Source organism: Rhizobium sp. 862_C5_N1_2 (assembly GCF_051811205.1).
In the GTDB taxonomy this organism is placed as follows: Bacteria; Pseudomonadota; Alphaproteobacteria; order Rhizobiales; family Rhizobiaceae; genus Rhizobium; species Rhizobium leguminosarum.
This window is the reverse complement of sequence record NZ_JBPWPT010000004.1, coordinates 233385-249722: the sequence shown is the minus strand read 5'-3', so window position 1 is coordinate 249722 and position 16338 is coordinate 233385. Positions and strand designations below refer to the sequence as shown.

Annotated in this window: 14 protein-coding genes; 10 read left to right on the top strand and 4 right to left on the bottom strand. The window is 61.3% G+C overall.

The annotated features are described in order from the left end of the window. Positions 1–49 precede the first annotated feature (49 nt). The 10 genes from ACD590_RS33970 (at position 50) to ACD590_RS33925 (ending at position 12189) form a co-directional block, all read left to right on the top strand. On the top strand, positions 50–1546 hold the full coding sequence (locus tag ACD590_RS33970; protein ID WP_018449099.1) for a sugar ABC transporter ATP-binding protein: 1497 nt from the start codon (positions 50–52) through the stop codon (positions 1544–1546). Between the two features lie 18 nt (positions 1547–1564). Next, on the top strand, positions 1565–2605 hold the full coding sequence (locus ACD590_RS33965) for an ABC transporter permease (protein WP_018449098.1): 1041 nt from the start codon (positions 1565–1567) through the stop codon (positions 2603–2605). 51 nt (positions 2606–2656) lie between these two features. Next, positions 2657–3754 (top strand): ABC transporter substrate-binding protein, encoded by a 1098-nt coding sequence (locus ACD590_RS33960; RefSeq protein WP_439004309.1) that lies wholly within the window; start codon positions 2657–2659, stop codon positions 3752–3754. A 95-nt stretch (positions 3755–3849) separates the two neighbouring features. Further along, entirely contained in the window at positions 3850–4188 is a 339-nt protein-coding gene (locus tag ACD590_RS33955; protein ID WP_047620510.1) for a hypothetical protein, read from the top strand. A 287-nt stretch (positions 4189–4475) separates the two neighbouring features. After that, positions 4476–5501, top strand: a complete 1026-nt coding sequence (locus ACD590_RS33950; RefSeq protein ID WP_439004308.1) for an ABC transporter substrate-binding protein — start codon at positions 4476–4478, stop codon at positions 5499–5501. Positions 5502–5534: 33 nt separating this feature from the next. Further along, complete coding sequence (locus ACD590_RS33945; protein ID WP_115157872.1) at positions 5535–6431, top strand: ABC transporter permease; 897 nt, start codon at positions 5535–5537, stop codon at positions 6429–6431. Continuing rightward, a complete protein-coding gene (locus ACD590_RS33940; protein ID WP_439004307.1) occupies positions 6407–7156 on the top strand; it encodes an ABC transporter ATP-binding protein in 750 nt (249 codons plus the stop codon). The genes ACD590_RS33945 and ACD590_RS33940 overlap by 25 nt, the downstream gene beginning before the upstream one ends. Before the next feature lie 37 nt (positions 7157–7193). Further along, entirely contained in the window at positions 7194–8570 is a 1377-nt protein-coding gene (locus tag ACD590_RS33935) for an LLM class flavin-dependent oxidoreductase (protein WP_331841457.1), read from the top strand. A gap of 58 nt (positions 8571–8628) precedes the next feature. Beyond that, positions 8629–9699, top strand: a complete 1071-nt coding sequence (locus tag ACD590_RS33930) for an LLM class flavin-dependent oxidoreductase (protein ID WP_439004306.1) — start codon at positions 8629–8631, stop codon at positions 9697–9699. Between the two features lie 528 nt (positions 9700–10227). Continuing rightward, entirely contained in the window at positions 10228–12189 is a 1962-nt protein-coding gene (locus ACD590_RS33925; protein ID WP_028732411.1) for a HAMP domain-containing methyl-accepting chemotaxis protein, read from the top strand. 90 nt (positions 12190–12279) lie between these two features. Here ACD590_RS33925 and mctP read toward each other — a convergent pair whose 3' ends face one another. From mctP to mctS, 4 genes are all read right to left on the bottom strand, one after another. Further along, positions 12280–13755, bottom strand: a complete 1476-nt coding sequence (mctP, locus tag ACD590_RS33920; RefSeq protein WP_131606770.1) for a sodium:solute symporter family monocarboxylate transporter — start codon at positions 13753–13755, stop codon at positions 12280–12282. Further along, a complete protein-coding gene (locus tag ACD590_RS33915) occupies positions 13745–13942 on the bottom strand; it encodes a DUF3311 domain-containing protein (protein WP_018517713.1) in 198 nt (65 codons plus the stop codon). Before ACD590_RS33915 ends, mctP begins: the two co-directional genes overlap by 11 nt. Positions 13943–14213: 271 nt before the next feature. Continuing rightward, complete coding sequence (mctR, locus tag ACD590_RS33910; RefSeq protein ID WP_247263941.1) at positions 14214–14858, bottom strand: two-component system response regulator MctR; 645 nt, start codon at positions 14856–14858, stop codon at positions 14214–14216. Further along, complete coding sequence (gene mctS / locus ACD590_RS33905; RefSeq protein ID WP_439004305.1) at positions 14855–16240, bottom strand: sensor histidine kinase MctS; 1386 nt, start codon at positions 16238–16240, stop codon at positions 14855–14857. The genes mctR and mctS overlap by 4 nt, the downstream gene beginning before the upstream one ends. Between the last annotated feature and the right edge of the window lie 98 nt (positions 16241–16338).

Below are 16338 nucleotides of genomic sequence, written 5' to 3'. Positions count from 1 at the left end.
TATCGATAACATACGACCAATGACAACCGCAGCTTTGGGAGGAGCCACAGTGGAAGCCAAGAGACTGCTGGAGTTCCAGTCGATCACCAAGAGCTTCGGCGGCACGCAAGCGCTGCGGGACGTCTCGATCGATCTGCGCGAGGGCGAAATCCTCGCGCTGCTGGGGGAAAACGGCGCCGGCAAATCGACGCTCATCAAGACGCTTGCGGGTATCTACAAGCCCGATGCCGGCGACATCCTGTTTCGCGGCCAGAGCTACCATCATCGCCCCCCGAGGCCGAACGAGCGGCAGCCGGTTGCCTTCATCCACCAGGATCTCGGCTTGATCGAGTGGATGACCGTCGGCGAGAACATGGGCCTGTCGCAGGGTTTCTCGATGCGTCGCGGCCTGATCGATTGGAACAGGACGCAGGCGCGTGCCAAGGAAGCCTTGAAACTGGTCGGCTGCGACTTTGATCCCACCACGCGGGTTTCGGCGCTGTCGCGCACCGAAAAATCGCTTGTCGCCATTGCCCGTGCGCTTGCCGTTGAAGCCGACGTCCTGGTGCTCGACGAGCCGACGGCGAGCCTTCCCGCCGATGAAGTCGATCGGCTGTTCAACGCGATCCGCCCCTTAAAGGATCGCGGCGTCGGGATGATCTACGTCTCCCACAGGCTGGACGAGATTTTCCGGATTGCCGATCGGGTCGCCGTTCTGCGCGACGGCTGCATGGTGGGACAGAAGCCGGTCAGCGAGACGACCCCCGACGAGCTGGTGACGATGATCATCGGCCGCAGCGGTGACAGCCTGTTTTCCAAGACCCAGATCACGCCCGGCAAGGCGATCGTCAAGGTTCGCGATCTCGTTTGCGCCGGCACGGGCGCGATATCGTTCGATATCCGCGAGGGCGAGCTTTTGGGATTGGCTGGATTGCGTGGCGCCGGTCAGGAACGGATCGGCCGCGCGCTGTTCGGTTGCGAGCCCTTCAACGGCTCGGTTCTGCTGCATGACGAGGCCCCCGACCTTTCCAGCCCGCGGCGCGCTATGGCGTCGGGCATCGGCTTGATTGCCCGTGACCGGACGGAGGAATCCGTGGCGCTCTCGCTTTCCATTCGGGAAAATACCTACCTCAATCCGGGAGCCGTCGGACGCGGGCTTTTGTCCTTCCTGTCGCCGCGCGGCGAAGCCGATCTTGCCCATAAGATCGGCCATTCCGTCGGCCTGCGGCCGAACGACCCGGATCTGCCGGTAGAGGCCCTGTCGGGCGGCAATCAGCAAAAAGTGGTCGTCGGCCGTTGGCTGGCGACCGGCCGCAAGCTGCTGGTCGCAGAAGATCCGACTGCCGGCGTCGATATCGGAGCGCGTGCGGAGATCTACCGTCTGATCACCCAGGCGCTCGAGGCCGGCCTCGCGGTTGTCGTGGTGTCGACGGACTTTGAGGAAATCGCCCATATCTGCCACCGCGCGCTGGTTTTCTCGCGCGGCAAAATCGTCAGCGAACTGACTGGAAGCGGCCTGACGACGGAGGCGGTCATCACGGCCGCATCCGCGTCGGAAGCTGCTTGAGCCATCGGGAGAACAGCCATGCAATCCATTGAATCCACGGCGCTGGAGCCGACCAAGAGCGAAATGGCCGGTCTGTCCACCGGACAGAAGATCGGACGCCTGATCCCGGTTTACGGGCTGGTGATCTTGACCGTCGGCCTGATCGTGATCTTCTCGATCCTTCTACCTGATACGTTCCCGACCGTGTTGAACGTCCGTTCGATTGTATCAGACAAGGCAATCATTGCGCTTCTGTCGCTGGCTGCGATGATCCCGATGGCATCCGGCCGCATAGACCTGACCGTCGGCTATGGCATCGTGCTCTGGCACATCCTCGCCATCAGCCTGCAAACGGCCTACGGCCTGCCCTGGCCGGTCGCGGTTGTCATCGTCCTCGCGCTCGGCGTCCTGACCGGCTTTATCAACGGGCTGCTGGTCGAAGTCGCAAAGATCGACAGCTTCATCGCAACACTCGGCACCGGAACGGTTCTCTACGCGCTTGCCCTCTGGCACACCGGCGGGCGGCAGGTGGTCGGCGTCCTGCCTGAGGGTTTCTATGCGCTGAACGGCACCATGTTGTTCGGCCTGCCGATCACCGGCTTCTACGTGCTGCTGATTGCGATCTGCATGTGGATCGTGCTCGAATACCTGCCGATCGGCCGCTATCTCTACGCCATCGGCGCCAATCCGAAGGCGGCCGCACTCAATGGTATTCCAGTCCGCAAATTCGTGATCGGCGCATTCGTCACCTCGGGGCTGCTGGCGGCTCTGACCGGGGTGCTTCTCGCCTCGAAGCTGCGCATCGGCCAGGCGAGCGTCGGCCTCGAATATCTCCTGCCGGCGCTTGTCGGCGCGTTCCTCGGATCGACGACGATCAAGCCGGGTCGGGTGAACGTCTGGGGCACCTTGATCGGTGTCATCATCCTGGCGGTCGGAATATCAGGAATTCAGCAATTCGGCGGGTCGTTCTTCGTCGAACCGCTGTTCAACGGCGTGACCCTGCTGATTGCCATCGGCATAGCAGGTTACGCCCAGCGCAAGCGCGGAGCTGTGAGGAGGATCACACCCGCATCCAAATGAGGATGCCGGCTCAACCCGGCATTTCATAACAAACAAAATGGAGGAGTGAACATGAAGCGCAGAACGTTATTGCAGGCAACGGTCGCAACCGTCGCCGTTATGCTCAGCATGCCGGCACTGGCCGATTCAATGGCTGACGCCAGGGCCGTGGTCGAAAAGTATGCTTCCAAGGTGAGCGCCTGGGATGGCCCGACGAGCGGCCCCAAGGGTGCTGCCGGAAAGAACATCGTCATTCTTGCCGGTGATATGAAGAACGGCGGCATCCTCGGCGTGGTCAATGGCGTGCAGGAAGCGGCTGGCGCGCTCGGCTGGACGGTCAAGGCGCTTGACGGCGCCGGTTCAATCGGCGGGCGCACCGCGGCGTTCGGCCAGGCTATGGCGCTGAAGCCGGATGGCATCATCATCAATGGCTTTGACGCGGTCGAACAGAAGCCGGCGATGGAAGCAGCCAAGGCTGCCGGCATTCCGATGGTTTCCTGGCACGCCGCCTCGGCGGTTGGTCCGGTTCCCGAGGTCGGTGTCTTCGCAAACGTCACCACCGATGCGATGGAAGTGTCGAAGTCCGCGGCGGATTGGGCCTTTGCCGATGCCGGCGGCAAGCCGGGTGTCATCATCTTCACCGACTCCACCTATGCGATCGCGATCGCCAAGGCCGATCGCATGAAGAAGGAGATCGAGGATCTCGGCGGCACGGTGCTCGAATATGTCGACACGCCGATTGCCGAAACCTCTCAGCGCATGCCGCAGCTCACCACCTCGCTTCTGCAGAAATATGGCGCGAAGTGGACGCATTCGCTGGCGATCAACGACCTCTATTACGACTTCATGGGACCTTCGCTTGCCTCGGCCGGCATTGCAGGTGATGGAAAGCCGGTGAACGTCGCAGCCGGCGACGGTTCGGAGAGCGCCTATCAGCGTATCCGCGCCAAGCAGTTCCAGGCCGTCACGGTCGCCGAGCCGCTCAACCTCCAGGGCTGGCAGCTCGTTGACGAATTGAATCGCGCCTTTGCGGGCGCTCCATGGTCGGGCTACGTATCGCCGCTGCATGTGGTGACCAGCCAAAACGTCGAGTTTGACGGTGGACCGAAGAACAGCTTCGATCCCGATAACGGCTATCGCGATCAATACAAGAAAATCTGGGGTAAATAACCCTTCCAGTCAGGGCGTATCGACCGATACGCCCTGATGTTCCGACAACACACCACCATCGATCCAGCTCCGGCGAGTTTTGGAAAAGAGAACCTATGATCATTCGTTATGCTTTGTTTGAAGGCGAAATCCATTCCGGTCGGGAAGAAGAATTCCGCCAATTCGTGCGGCAGCGGCTCGTCCCTCTCTGGACGAAATTTCCGGGCGCCGAGGAAATACGAGTGCTGGACGGGATGGAGCGCGACGAGGGCGCCCCGGTCTACGCCATGGCCTTGGCCATTCGCTACCCCGATATGGATGCGGTGAAGGCGGCACTTCTCTCCGATGTGCGGTCGCAGAGCCGCGAAGTCACCGGCGAACTCCTGCAACTCTTCACCGGCAAGGTGCATCACCACGTATTCTCGGCCAATGAATACGCACCCCATATTGCCTGACATCAGGCGAGCCTGACGTTCCGACGGTTCGGGCGCCTGAAAGGTGGTTGAACAAAGACCCGTAAAGCGCCCGCGGACGACGGTCCCAGGCGCTTTTTTCACGCCTGCTAACGCCGATCATCCTGCGAAGGCGCCGGATGCGATCGTTCCGGTTGCTCGACTTTTGGGGACAATTTTCCACCAGCGGCGCTTTTATTAAACTAAATAGTCTATCGATTTAGTAGATTATCCGCCATCTTACCGTGCATCGTTCCTGCAAACAACAATCCGAAACGGGAAGATCGACGATGACATTGGCAAAGACATTCAAAATTGCGTTGTTCAGTCTGCTTGGTCTCAGTGCCATTCATGGTCTGGCGTCAGCCCAGGCAGACGCCCCCCTGCTTTCCAAAGTGCCGCCAGGCACGGTGCTGACGATCGGCGATCCGGTCACTCAGAAAGCTCTCGAAGTGTCCGGCCTCGATAAAGAGCTCAGTTTTGAAGTCAAATGGGCCAATATCAGCGGCGGGCCGCAGACGTCGGAAGCTTTCCGCGCCCATGCGCTCGATGTCGGATCGGTGGCCGAGATCCCCTCGATCTTCGCCAACTGGAACAACCTCCCCGTCCGCAACATCGCCTATCGCGAACGCCGTGACCCGATCGCCAATCCCATCTATCGCTTCGGCATCGCACCAGGCGTAGCCGTCAAGACGCTGGCGGATTTCCGCGGCAAACGCATCGCCTTCAGCCCGGGGCAGGCTCAGGGCACGCTCGTTCTGCGTGCCCTCCATGCCGCAGGCTTGAAGAGCGGCGACGTCACTCTGGTGGAACTGCCAAGCACCAGCGACGTCTATCCGAAGGCATTGGCGAGCAAGCAAGTCGACATCGCACCGCTCGGCGGCGTCTATATCAGGCGCTATATCACCCAATACGGATCGGACGGAGCGACCCTCGTGGAGCATGGCCTGCGGGATGATCCGAGCCATCTTTATGCGCCGCAATGGGTTCTGGACGACCCCGCCAAGGCGGCCGCTCTCGCCGAATATGTCGGTCTATGGGCACGCGCCACCGAATGGGTGAACCGGAACCCGGACCTCTGGATCAAGGAATACTACGTCGGTCAGCAGGGCCTTAGCCAGGAGGACGGGGAGTTTCTCGTCAAGCTGACCGGCGAACAGATCGTTCCCGCCGATTGGAGCGAAGTGAAGAAGCGCCACCAGGAAACCATCAACCTGCTGGCGGACGAGCTCGGCTACAAGTCTTTCAATGTCGAACAGATTTTCGACAACCGCTTCGAAAAGCTCGGCGCCGCGGCTTTGGCCAAGAGCCAGTAACGTTCGACACCCTTCGGAGAGGAGATCTGAAACATGGCAACCACTTGGGATGCAGATGAGGCGAAACTATCCCTGACAACAAGCGGGAGAGTTCATGGAGGCTCGCGCGCGACAAAGCCGGCCGGTCCGGCTAGCTCTGCTGGCCCCCGCGCCCGGCGCAGGCTGGGTCCCGGACCCGCGATCCCTTTCGGGTTGCAGATCGGGCCGGTATTGCTTGTCCTGACCTGGGTCGTCGGTTCGGCATTGGGATGGATCGACCCACGCATCCTGTCGGCGCCGTGGACTGTCATCGAGGCTTTCGTAAGGCTGATAGAGCAGGGTCGCCTGCAGGACAATTTCGTGACGTCGGCGACCCGCGCCCTGCTCGGCCTTAGCATCGGATTGCTGATCGGCACGATCCTGGCGGTTATCGCCGGCCTGTCCCGGATCGGTGAAGCCCTGATCGACGGGCCGGTCCAGATCAAGCGTGCGATACCGACGCTGGCCCTGATCCCCTTGCTGATCCTGTGGTTCGGCATCGGTGAGAGCATGAAGGTTACGACCATCGCGCTTGCCGTGATCGTGCCGATTTACATCCACACCCATAATGCGCTCCGCAGCATCGACAGCCGCTATGTCGAACTCGCCGAGACGCTGCGCATGAGCCAGAAGGACTTCATCCTTCAGGTGGTGCTGCCCGGCGCCCTGCCGGGTTTCCTTCTGGGCCTGCGGTTTGCCGTCACCCTCTGCTGGGTTTCTCTTGTTGTGGTCGAGCAGATCAACGCCACCAGCGGGCTCGGTTACATGATCGATCTTGCCCGCAATTACGGGCAGACCGACGTCATTCTCGTCGGTCTGGTGGTCTATGTGCTGCTCGGTCTCGTCTCGGACGGTCTCGTCCGCCTGCTTGAACGGAGGGTCCTCTCATGGCGCCGCACCCTGGCAAACTGAAGTCCGCAACCAAAGCCGTCCACGTGCGAAACCTCGATCGGCGATTTGCGACGAAGACGATCCTCGACGGCGTCGATCTCGACATCGAGGAGGGCGAGTTCGTTGCTCTGCTCGGCCGCAGTGGCTCCGGCAAAAGCACGTTCCTCAGGGCTCTTGCCGGTCTCGATCATGGTGTCGAGGGAACCGGCACCCTCGAGACGCCGGAGAGCCTCTCGGTGGTTTTCCAGGACGCCCGCCTGCTGCCGTGGCGCAGCGTCATCCAGAACGTCACGCTCGGCTTGACCGGCGCCTCCGGCCAGGAAGCCGGACGGAAGGCTTTGGCGGAGGTAGGACTTGCGGGTCGGGAAACGGCGTGGCCGAACCAGCTTTCGGGTGGCGAGCAGCAGAGGGTCGCTCTTGCCCGTTCGCTGGTGCGCGAACCGGCCCTGCTTCTCGCCGATGAGCCGTTTGGCGCGCTTGATGCGCTGACTCGGCTGAAAATGCACGATCTGCTCAGGGAGTTGTGTGCAAGACACCGTCCTGCCGTGCTGCTCGTCACCCACGACGTCGACGAGGCGATTTCGCTGGCCGACCGGATACTGGTTCTCGACGAAGGCCGCCTCATCGAGGATCTCAAGATCGATCTGCCGACGCCGCGCGACCACGGCGATCCGCGCTTTGCGCAATTCCGAATCCACCTTCTGAGCCGGCTCGGGGTCGAGCTTCCGGGCCGTAAGGCCGCCTGACATCAGCAACAGTTCAGTTTGATCTGGAGATAAGCCAATGAGCACATCAAAAAGGCAAATGCGGCTTGGCGCGTTCATCATGGCGACCGGCCATCATATTGCCGCCTGGCGTCATCCGGAGGCGCAGGCCGATGCCGGCCTCAATATCGATCACTACCGCGAGCTTGCGCAGACCGCCGAACGCGGCAAATTCGATCTCGTCTTCGTCGCAGACAGTCCGGCTGGATGGGACCGCGCCAAGGACCCGGAAGCGCTTCGCCGCACCGCCCAGGGCGCGCATTTCGAGCCTCTGACCCTCTGGGCTGCCCTCTCGCAGGTGACCAAACATATCGGCTTCGTCGCCACGGCATCGACGACCTACGAGGACCCTTACCTCCTCGCCCGCAGATTTGCGTCGCTGGACTATATCTCCAAGGGTCGTGCGGCATGGAATGTCGTCACGACGGGAGCGGATGTTTCGAAGAATTTTTCAATCGCAGGCCATCCCGCCCATGCCGATCGTTATGAGCGGGCCGAGGAATTCGTCGACCTGGTTAAGGGCCTGTGGGATTCTTATGAGGACGATGCCTTCATCCGCGACAAGGAAAGCGGGGTCTATCTCGATCCTGACAAGGTGCATCTCGTCGATCACAAGGGCAAATTCTTCTCGGTGGCCGGTCCGCTCAACGTCGGCCGTCCGGTTCAGGGCTATCCTGTTATCGTGCAGGCCGGGGCATCCGAACCGGGGCGCGAACTTGCCGCCCGCACGGCCGAGATGATCTTTACCGCCAACCAGACCTTCGAGGATGCGCAGGAATTCTATTCCGACGTCAAAGGGCGGCTGGCCCGCTATGGACGCCGGCCGGACGAACTGCTGATCAGTCCCGGCATATTCCCTGTTCTCGGCGGGACGGAAGCGGAAGCCCAGGCGAGCTACGACCATATCCAATCGCTCGTTCATCCCTCCATCGCCTGGAATATCCTTGCCCGCCACTACAAGGGAGTCGACCTTTCCGGCTACTCGCTGGACGATCCCGCCCCTCCCCTGCCTGAAAATACCGAACTCAACAAAAGCCGCCTCAAGCTGGTTTCCGATCTGGTCTCGCGCAACAATCTGACGCTGCGCCAGTTCTATCTGGCGGTCGCCACCGCTCGTGGCCATCGGACGGTTGTGGGAACGCCCGAGCAGATCGCCGATGCGATGCAGAGCTGGTTTGAGAATGGTGCGGCCGACGCCTTCAATATCATGCCGCCGATCCTGCCCACCGCTCTGACCGATTTCGTCGATCAGGTCGTGCCGATCCTGCGCAAGCGCGGTCTGTTCCGGCACGAATATGAAGGCACGACGCTGCGGGAGAACTTGGGCCTTCAGCGCCCGCCGAATGGCTTTGTGGTTCAGGCGGGGCAGCAGCAAAAGGTGCAGGCGGCCGTATGATTTCCCAGGGGGCCTCCCCCTGGTTTCCTTGTTCCAATCACACAGAACTGCAGCATGCATGAGCAATAATTCCGAATTTCTCTGGTATATTCCCAACGACGTCAAAGCCGGTCATCGCGGCGATTCCGCTGTCGAGAACCACAACAGCCTGGATACGCTGACCAGCCACGCAAGGGCGCTGGAGGAACATGGCTGGAAGGGCGCGCTCATCGGCACCGGTTGGGGCCGTCCCGACACGTTCACCGTCGCGGCCTCACTTGCCGCCCGGACCACCACCTTCGAGCCGCTGATTGCGATCCGCCCGGGCTATTGGCGACCGGCAAACTTCGCGTCTGCGGCGGCGACGCTGGACCACCTGACGGGCGGCCGGGTGCGGATCAACATCGTGTCGGGCAAGGACAATCTGGCCGCCTACGGCGACAGCGAGGGCGATCAGGCGCATCGCTACGGCCGCACCAAGGAGTTCATGCGGCTGGTCCGCAGACTGTGGACCGAGGACAATGTCACTTCGGCGGGTGAGCACTTCCGGGTTGCCGACTCTACCGTGGTGCCGCGCATCCAGGTCCGCGGCGACCGTCGGCACCCGAAATTCTATTTTGGCGGTGCCTCGGAAGCGGCAGAGCGGGTGGCCGCCACCGAGGCCGATGTCCAGCTCTTCTGGGGCGAGCCGCTCGACGGTGTCCGCGAACGGATCGCGCGGCTCAAGGCGCTGAGCAGGGAGCTGGACCGCGACCTCCCGCCGCTGGAATTCGGACTGCGGATCACGACGCTGGTCCGGGACACCACCGAACAGGCCTGGGCCGATGCCGAGGCGAAGGTCGCCGAGATGGCCAGAAGCAAGGGCAGCGGCTGGCACGATCACCAGCGCGCGCTCGCCGTCGGCCAGCAGCGGCTGCTCGATCTGCATGAGCGCGGCGACGTCCTCGACGACAACCTCTATACCGCCCCGGGCAAATTCGGCGGCGGCGGCGCCGGCACCACCTGGCTGGTCGGCTCGGCGGAAGACGTCGCCCGCTCGCTGCGCAAATACCAGGATCTCGGCATCACCCATTTCGTGCTGTCCGACACGCCGTATCTCTCCGAAATCAAGCGGCAGGGCGATCAGCTACTTCCGCTGCTACGCAGCTAAAGCCGGAGGCGCCGACGCTCCGGCACCGCAGCTGCAATTCATGCCGTTGCCGAGACCTTTCAGCAAATCACCACCCGATGCCAGGACGGCGTCGCGTAGTCGCAGGTAAGCCGCAGAGCCTTGTTGGGCAGGGGAGTCCGCGGATTTCGCAACCACCGGGAGAGCGCTCCTCAAATAGTCCGTCCGAAAAGCGCAAATGCTATCCAGATATGGCGATATAGCATGCTCCGTCGGCTCCGTTTACACTCTCTAAAATATATTCCTCTAACTTTTTTTAGACATCGGGGCGACGTTCTTTAGGCTCGTCACCTCCGCCATGATGGCGGGTGAGGCACCCGAACTTCGCATGAAATCGGCTTTTATTGCTTTGACGGATGTTCCGTATCTCAAGCGCGATTCCGGGCACAGGGGTGCCTGTCGGAATGCACTCGGAGACATACCGAGGCTCGGCATTCGAACGAGATATGACAAGCAATCCTGGCTGCGAGACATCCTTCCAACAAACCTCACCGCGAGGGGAGAGTGCATATGAAGAATATCATGAGTTTCGGGGTTGTGGCGCGCCTGGCGCTTGGCTTCAGCGTTCTCCTTTTGCTGATGGTCGGCTTGACCATCTATTCGACGGAAAAAGTTGCGCAGATCAACGATAAGCTTGGAACCATCAACGACGTCAACAGCGTGAAGCAGCGGTTTGCTATCAACTATCGCGGCAGCGTGCATGATCGGGCAATCGCCATTCGCGACGTCACCCTGGTGACGTCTGCCGATGAACGGAAGGCCGCCGAGGCATTGATCGAAAAGCTGGCGGCCTCCTACGCCGAAAATGAAAAGCGCATGGCGGATATGGTTGCATCTCCGGCCGGTGCGACGGAACAGGAAAAGACCATTCTCGGTGAGATCGCGGACATCCAGGCGAAGACCAATCCATTGGTCGCCCAGATCATTGCACTGCAGGAGAAGGGCGACGGCGAGGCTGCCCGCAAGATCCTGCTCGAACAGGCTCGACCGGCCTTCGTTGCCTGGCTTGGCGCCATCAACAAATTCATCGACTATCAGGAAGCGCTGAACAAATCGATTGGCGGCGAGGTTCGCAGCACGGCAAGCGGCTTCAAGCCATTGGCGCTGACCGCGCTCGGCATTGCGGCTGTTCTTTCACTGGTTGCCGCCGCCGTCACCGCACGCACGATCGTCGGCCCGCTGGCAAAACTTCAGCTTTCGCTGAAAGCAATGGCCGAGGGCAATCTTGATGGCGATCGTCGCCTCGAAGCGCGGGGCGACGAGATCGGCAAGCTTGCACGGGCGGTGGCAGGGCTGCGCGACGCAATTTCAGCAAAGGCCGAACGGGAAGCTGACGCCGAGGCGAAGAGAGCCGTGTCGGAGCGGCATCGCCTCGAACAGGATGCCGATGAACGCCGCACCCTTGCCGAGCAGACGGACAAGGCTGTCGGCCAGCTTGGCGATGCATTGCAGGCGCTGGCGGACGGCGACCTCACACAGCAGATCGGCACTCCGTTCATTCCCTCTCTCGAAAAGCTCAGAGCCGACTTCAATTCTGCAGTCGAAAAGCTCCGTGCCGCCATGCAGAAGGTTGCCCAGAACGCCAGCGCCATCGCGGCCGGTGCACAGGAAATCCGCTCCGCCTCCGACGATCTCGCCAAGCGGACCGAACAGCAGGCAGCCTCCGTCGAGGAAACCGCCGCTGCCCTGGAAGAGATCACGACCACCGTTGCCGACTCGAGCAACAAGGCTCAGGAAGCCGGCCAACTCGTTCGCAAGACGAAGGACAGTGCGGAGCGCTCGGGCAGCGTCGTTCGGGATGCGGTCGATGCCATGGGCAAAATCGAATCCTCCGCCACCGAAATCGGCAGCATCATCGGCGTCATCGATGAAATCGCGTTCCAGACCAATCTGCTGGCGCTCAATGCCGGCGTCGAAGCCGCCCGCGCCGGTGAGGCAGGCAAGGGTTTTGCCGTCGTCGCTCAGGAAGTGCGCGAGCTGGCGCAACGTTCCGCCAAGGCGGCAAAAGAAATCAAGGAACTCATCAACGCTTCGAACGGCCACGTGAAAAGCGGCGTTGCCCTGGTTGGCGAGACCGGAAAGGCGCTGAAAGAGATTGCGGAGCAGGTACAGCAGGTCGACGGCAATGTGGGGGCCATCGTCGGCGCTTCGCAAGAGCAGGCGACGGGGCTGAAAGAGATCAATACCGCTGTCAACAAGATGGATCAGGGCACGCAGCAGAACGCCGCCATGGTGGAAGAAGCCACAGCGGCCGCCCACAACCTGGCCAAGGAAGCCGACGCGCTGTTCCAGCTGCTGGGCCAGTTCAACATTGGCGGAGCGGTGGCACCGAAGCGCGTAGCGCAGCCCGCTGCCGCGGCGCCACATGCTCAACCGGCGCCCTCGCCTGCGCGCCAGATGGTTGCCAAAGTGAGTAAGTCGTTCCAGACGAATGGGAATGCGGCATTGGCCGGCGATTGGGAAGAGTTTTAAGTCGCCCTGATTTCCCTCCAGTCTATGCTGGAACGCCAAAGCGGCATGATTTTACGAAGGGCAGTGTTTGCTGCCCTTCGCATTTGAATCTTATGCCCGAGCCGGAGCCTTGGCCGGAAGCAGGGCATTGACCACGAGGGCAACGCCTATGTTTGCCGCAAGCGCCAGCAGTCCCGTGTAGACGGTGAAGGGTTCGCCGCCGAGGCTGATCAGATGCAAAGGCTTCCAACCGGCATCCCAGACGAGGAAAGTACCGCCGCCGAAGCCGACGAACCAGCCGGCAAGCAGACCGGGTGCGCGGAACCAATTGGTATAGAGGCCAAAGACCAGCGCCGGAAGCGTCTGCAGGATCCAGATGCCGCCGAGCAGCTGCAGGTCGAGTGCGAACTGCGTCGGCAGGAAGATGATGACGAGAAGCGCACCGATCTTCACCACGAGCGAGGTGATCTTTGCAACCTTGGCCTCACCCGCATCGCTGACGCCGGGGTCGACATAGGCTTTCCAGAAATTGCGGGTGAAGAGATTGGCGGCACCGATGCTCATCACCGCTGCCGGCACCAGCGCGCCGATAGCGATCGCCGCAAAGGCGAAGCCGGAGAACCAGCCTGAAAACAGCGTCTTGAACAGCGTGGGAACAACGTCATTGGCGCTGTCGAGCTTCAGGTTGGCGGCATGCCCCATATAGCCGAGCAGCGCCAGAAGGCCGAGCAGTAGCGTATAGGCGGGCAGCATGATCGCATTCTTGCGGATCGTCTTGCCGCTGTTGGAGGCAAAGATGCCCGTCAGCGTATGCGGATACATGAAGGCCGCGAGCGCCGAACCCAAAGCGAGCGTGGCATAGGCGACATACTGATTGCCGCCGAGCAGCAGGTTGCCGGAACCCTTGGCCTGGAAGGCCGCATCGGCCGAGGCGAAGACGTTGGCGTAGCCTCCGAGTTTCGACGGGATCAGTGCGACGGCCGCGATCACGACGATATAGATCATGATGTCCTTGACGAAGGCGATCAGCGCCGGTGCGCGCAAACCCGCGGAGTAGGTGTAGAGCGCCAGCACGATGAAGGCGATTGCCAGCGGCAACTCGCCATGCAGCCCGAGCGCCTTCAGGACCGCCGTCATGCCGACGAGCTGGAGGGCAATATACGGCATGGTGGCGATGACGCCCGTTGCCGCCACGGCGAGTTCGAGACTGCGCGATCCGTATTGACCGTGAACGACGTCGGCAGCCGTTACATAGCCGAAATCCTTGGCGCGTTTCCACAGCACCGGCATGACCATGAAGACGAAGGGGTAAACGACGATGGTGTATGGCAGCGCAAAGAAGCCGTAGGCTCCGACAGTATAGACCAGCGCCGGGACGGCGATCACGGTGTAGGCGGTATAAAAATCGCCGCCGACCAGGAACCAGGTGATCCAGGTGCCGAAGTTGCGTCCGCCGAGGCCCCATTCATCGATATGGGCCAGCGTTTCGGGCTTGCGCCAGCGGCTGGCGACGAAGCCCATGACCGTGACGAGCGCGAAAAAGAAGATGAAGACGGCAAGCGCCGTGCCGTTGATGTCAGTCGTCATGGCGGGTGCTCCGATAGGCGATCCAGGTCAGCGTCGCAGTGATCGGCACCCAGAGAAGCTGATACCAGTAAAAGAACGGAAAGCCGAAAAGCGACGGCTCGCGGACATTGTAGAAGGGCGGCCAGAGCAGACCTATGTACGGAATGATGAGCAGCCACAGCGCTGCCTTGCTACGTGGTTTTTCCATGTCGGAATACCTTTCAGGCGCCGCGACGGCGGTCGCCATGTTCCAGTTGTCGGCGTGGAAGGCAGGTCTGTCAGCCGGCGGCCGCGGCAGCCCGGGTTCGGGTCGCTCGAGGTTTTTCGACCGATCGAAAGCTGATGTAATACATGTGAATTCCTCCCAACGGCTCGCACTTGGCCAGCCGTGGATGGAGTCCTATGGCGTTGATTTTGTCCTCACAAGATGGGCGCGCCGCCGAAATGCCGGAGCCTACCCAGAAGTGGGTAGGCTAGATTTACCCGACTTTCGAGACGATGCCATGATCGAGCGCGTAGCGGATAAGGCCTGCCGTGGTCGTGATGCCGAGCTTCCTCTTGAGGTTCTTGCGATGGGTTTCCGTCGTGGCGGAGGTTATCCCGAGCACGTCGGCGATCTCCTTGTTGCTCCTGCCGGCAACGATCAGCCCGAGAATGTCGCGTTCGCGCGGCGTCAGGGGATCGCTCCCCTCCTCGGCGCGTTCGCCCATCAGCGCGTCGAACACGCCCGACGAGAAATATGTCCCACCACTTGCCACGGTCTCGATGGCCGAGACGATCTCGTCGGTCGAAACGTCCTTCAGGACGTAACCGGCAGCGCCATGCATGACCGAGGAGGAAATATACTCGCGGCTGTCATGCATGGAGAGCATCACGACCCGCGCCTGGGGAAGTTCGTTCCTGAACAATTCGATCGCATCGATGCCGCTCAGCTTCGGCATGTTGATGTCCATCAGCACGACCTGCGGCAGGACCTGCCGGCCGATCTCGAGCCCTGCTTGCGCGAGCCCGGCCGTACCGGCAACTTCGATATGGTCGAATGTTTCGAGCACGGCCTTCAATCCGTCCAGCACCAGCGGATGATTGTCGATCAAGAGCACCCTGATTTTCGGGCGTTCCGTCATGCGGCTTCCGCCTGCTGGTCGGCGGGACGATTGGCCGATTTCGGCATCATCGCCGTCAGCGTCGTCCCGGTCTCGCTGCTGTTGATCAACAGCAGGCCGCGGAAGTGAGCCATCCGCTCCTGCATGTTGCGCAGGCCGAGACCTGATCTGCCGGAGACCCCGTCCTTGATGCCGTCGAAGCCGGTACCGTTGTCGGTGACGGTCATGCGGGCCCGGCCGCCGTCGCTCCAGAGCTTGACCGCAAGCCGGGAGGCGCCCGAGTGCCGCTCGACATTGTTGAACGCTTCCTGTGCGACGCGATAAAGCGCGGTATTGGCTTCGGCCTTGAGCGTGTCAGTGAAGCCCGAAGCGTCGATTTTCGTCTCGACCCCCGTCCGCTCGGCAAAATGATAACACAGCGCCTCGAGAGCAGCCGTCAGGCCGAGGTCGTCCAGCACGCGCGGGCGCAGATCGTGCGAGAGCCGCCTGATTTCCTTGATGGCGCTGTTCAGCGCTTCGACACCGCGGTCGATGGTGACAGCCGCATCGTCGACATTGGTTCTGACTTTACGGACGGCAAGATCCATCGCATAGCGCACGCCGACGAGATTTTGGGAGATGCCGTCGTGCAACTCGCGCGCCAGCCGTGCGCGCTCTTCTTCCTGCGTATCGATGACCCGCTGTGTCAGCGCCTTGAGCCGGCTGTCGGCCATGCGGCGCTCGTGGAACGTCAGCAGCATGCAGGTCGTGAAAACGACGAGCACCGAAGGCACGGCGATCAGCGCGACGATGACGAAGGTCCGTCTTATGTTGGCGCGCATCCCGGCGTTGGCGGCGGCACTTTGGGCAAAGACGTCATCCAGGTAAACGCCGGTGCCGACGACCCAGTGCCATTTGTCGAGACTGACGACGAAGGAGAGCTTGTCGGCGATCTGTCCGGTCGATGGCTTCTGCCATTTGTACTGATGCAGACCGCCGCCCGCTCTTGCCGTGGCGATCAGTTCGGCAATGACCTTGTCGCCATCCGGGTCGGTGAGGTCGAGCCAATTGTGCCCATGGCGGAAACTCTGGCGCGGATGGACGATGTTGTTGCCGTCGTAATCGTAGACAAAGAAATATCCGTCCTTGCCGTAATCGAGCGAGGTCAGAATCGCCGCCACCTGCTGCTTGGCGGCTTCGTCATCAGAACCGGCATTGTCATAGATCGTCTGGATGGCGGACAGGGCAAGATTGGTCAGGTTGAGGATCTCGGCTTCCTTGGTCTTCAGCATGTTCTGCTCGAACGTGTCGATGCTGTTCTTGGCGAGGTTTGCCGATTGCCATGTGATGAAGGTGGTGATCCCAAGGATCGAAATGACGAGCGGAACGATCGCCAATGCGATGATCTGGTGTCGTAACGTCAACGATCATTCCTCCCGAGAATTTGCGCCGGGAATTATGCCCTTTGTCAAATGCGAGTCCAGCGGCTTGTCGGAACCAATGCCGGCGGAGCCATCGCGTC

Coding starts and splice junctions, on each gene's coding strand:
- ACD590_RS33965 (WP_018449098.1), top strand. CDS start 1,565: ATGCAATCCATTGAATCCACGGCGCTGGAGCCGACCAAGAGCGAAATG.
- ACD590_RS33960 (WP_439004309.1), top strand. CDS start 2,657: ATGAAGCGCAGAACGTTATTGCAGGCAACGGTCGCAACCGTCGCCGTT.
- ACD590_RS33955 (WP_047620510.1), top strand. CDS start 3,850: ATGATCATTCGTTATGCTTTGTTTGAAGGCGAAATCCATTCCGGTCGG.
- ACD590_RS33950 (WP_439004308.1), top strand. CDS start 4,476: ATGACATTGGCAAAGACATTCAAAATTGCGTTGTTCAGTCTGCTTGGT.
- ACD590_RS33945 (WP_115157872.1), top strand. CDS start 5,535: ATGGCAACCACTTGGGATGCAGATGAGGCGAAACTATCCCTGACAACA.
- ACD590_RS33940 (WP_439004307.1), top strand. CDS start 6,407: ATGGCGCCGCACCCTGGCAAACTGAAGTCCGCAACCAAAGCCGTCCAC.
- ACD590_RS33935 (WP_331841457.1), top strand. CDS start 7,194: ATGAGCACATCAAAAAGGCAAATGCGGCTTGGCGCGTTCATCATGGCG.
- ACD590_RS33930 (WP_439004306.1), top strand. CDS start 8,629: ATGAGCAATAATTCCGAATTTCTCTGGTATATTCCCAACGACGTCAAA.
- ACD590_RS33925 (WP_028732411.1), top strand. CDS start 10,228: ATGAAGAATATCATGAGTTTCGGGGTTGTGGCGCGCCTGGCGCTTGGC.
- mctP (WP_131606770.1), bottom strand. CDS start 13,755: ATGACGACTGACATCAACGGCACGGCGCTTGCCGTCTTCATCTTCTTT.
- ACD590_RS33915 (WP_018517713.1), bottom strand. CDS start 13,942: ATGGAAAAACCACGTAGCAAGGCAGCGCTGTGGCTGCTCATCATTCCG.
- mctR (WP_247263941.1), bottom strand. CDS start 14,858: ATGACGGAACGCCCGAAAATCAGGGTGCTCTTGATCGACAATCATCCG.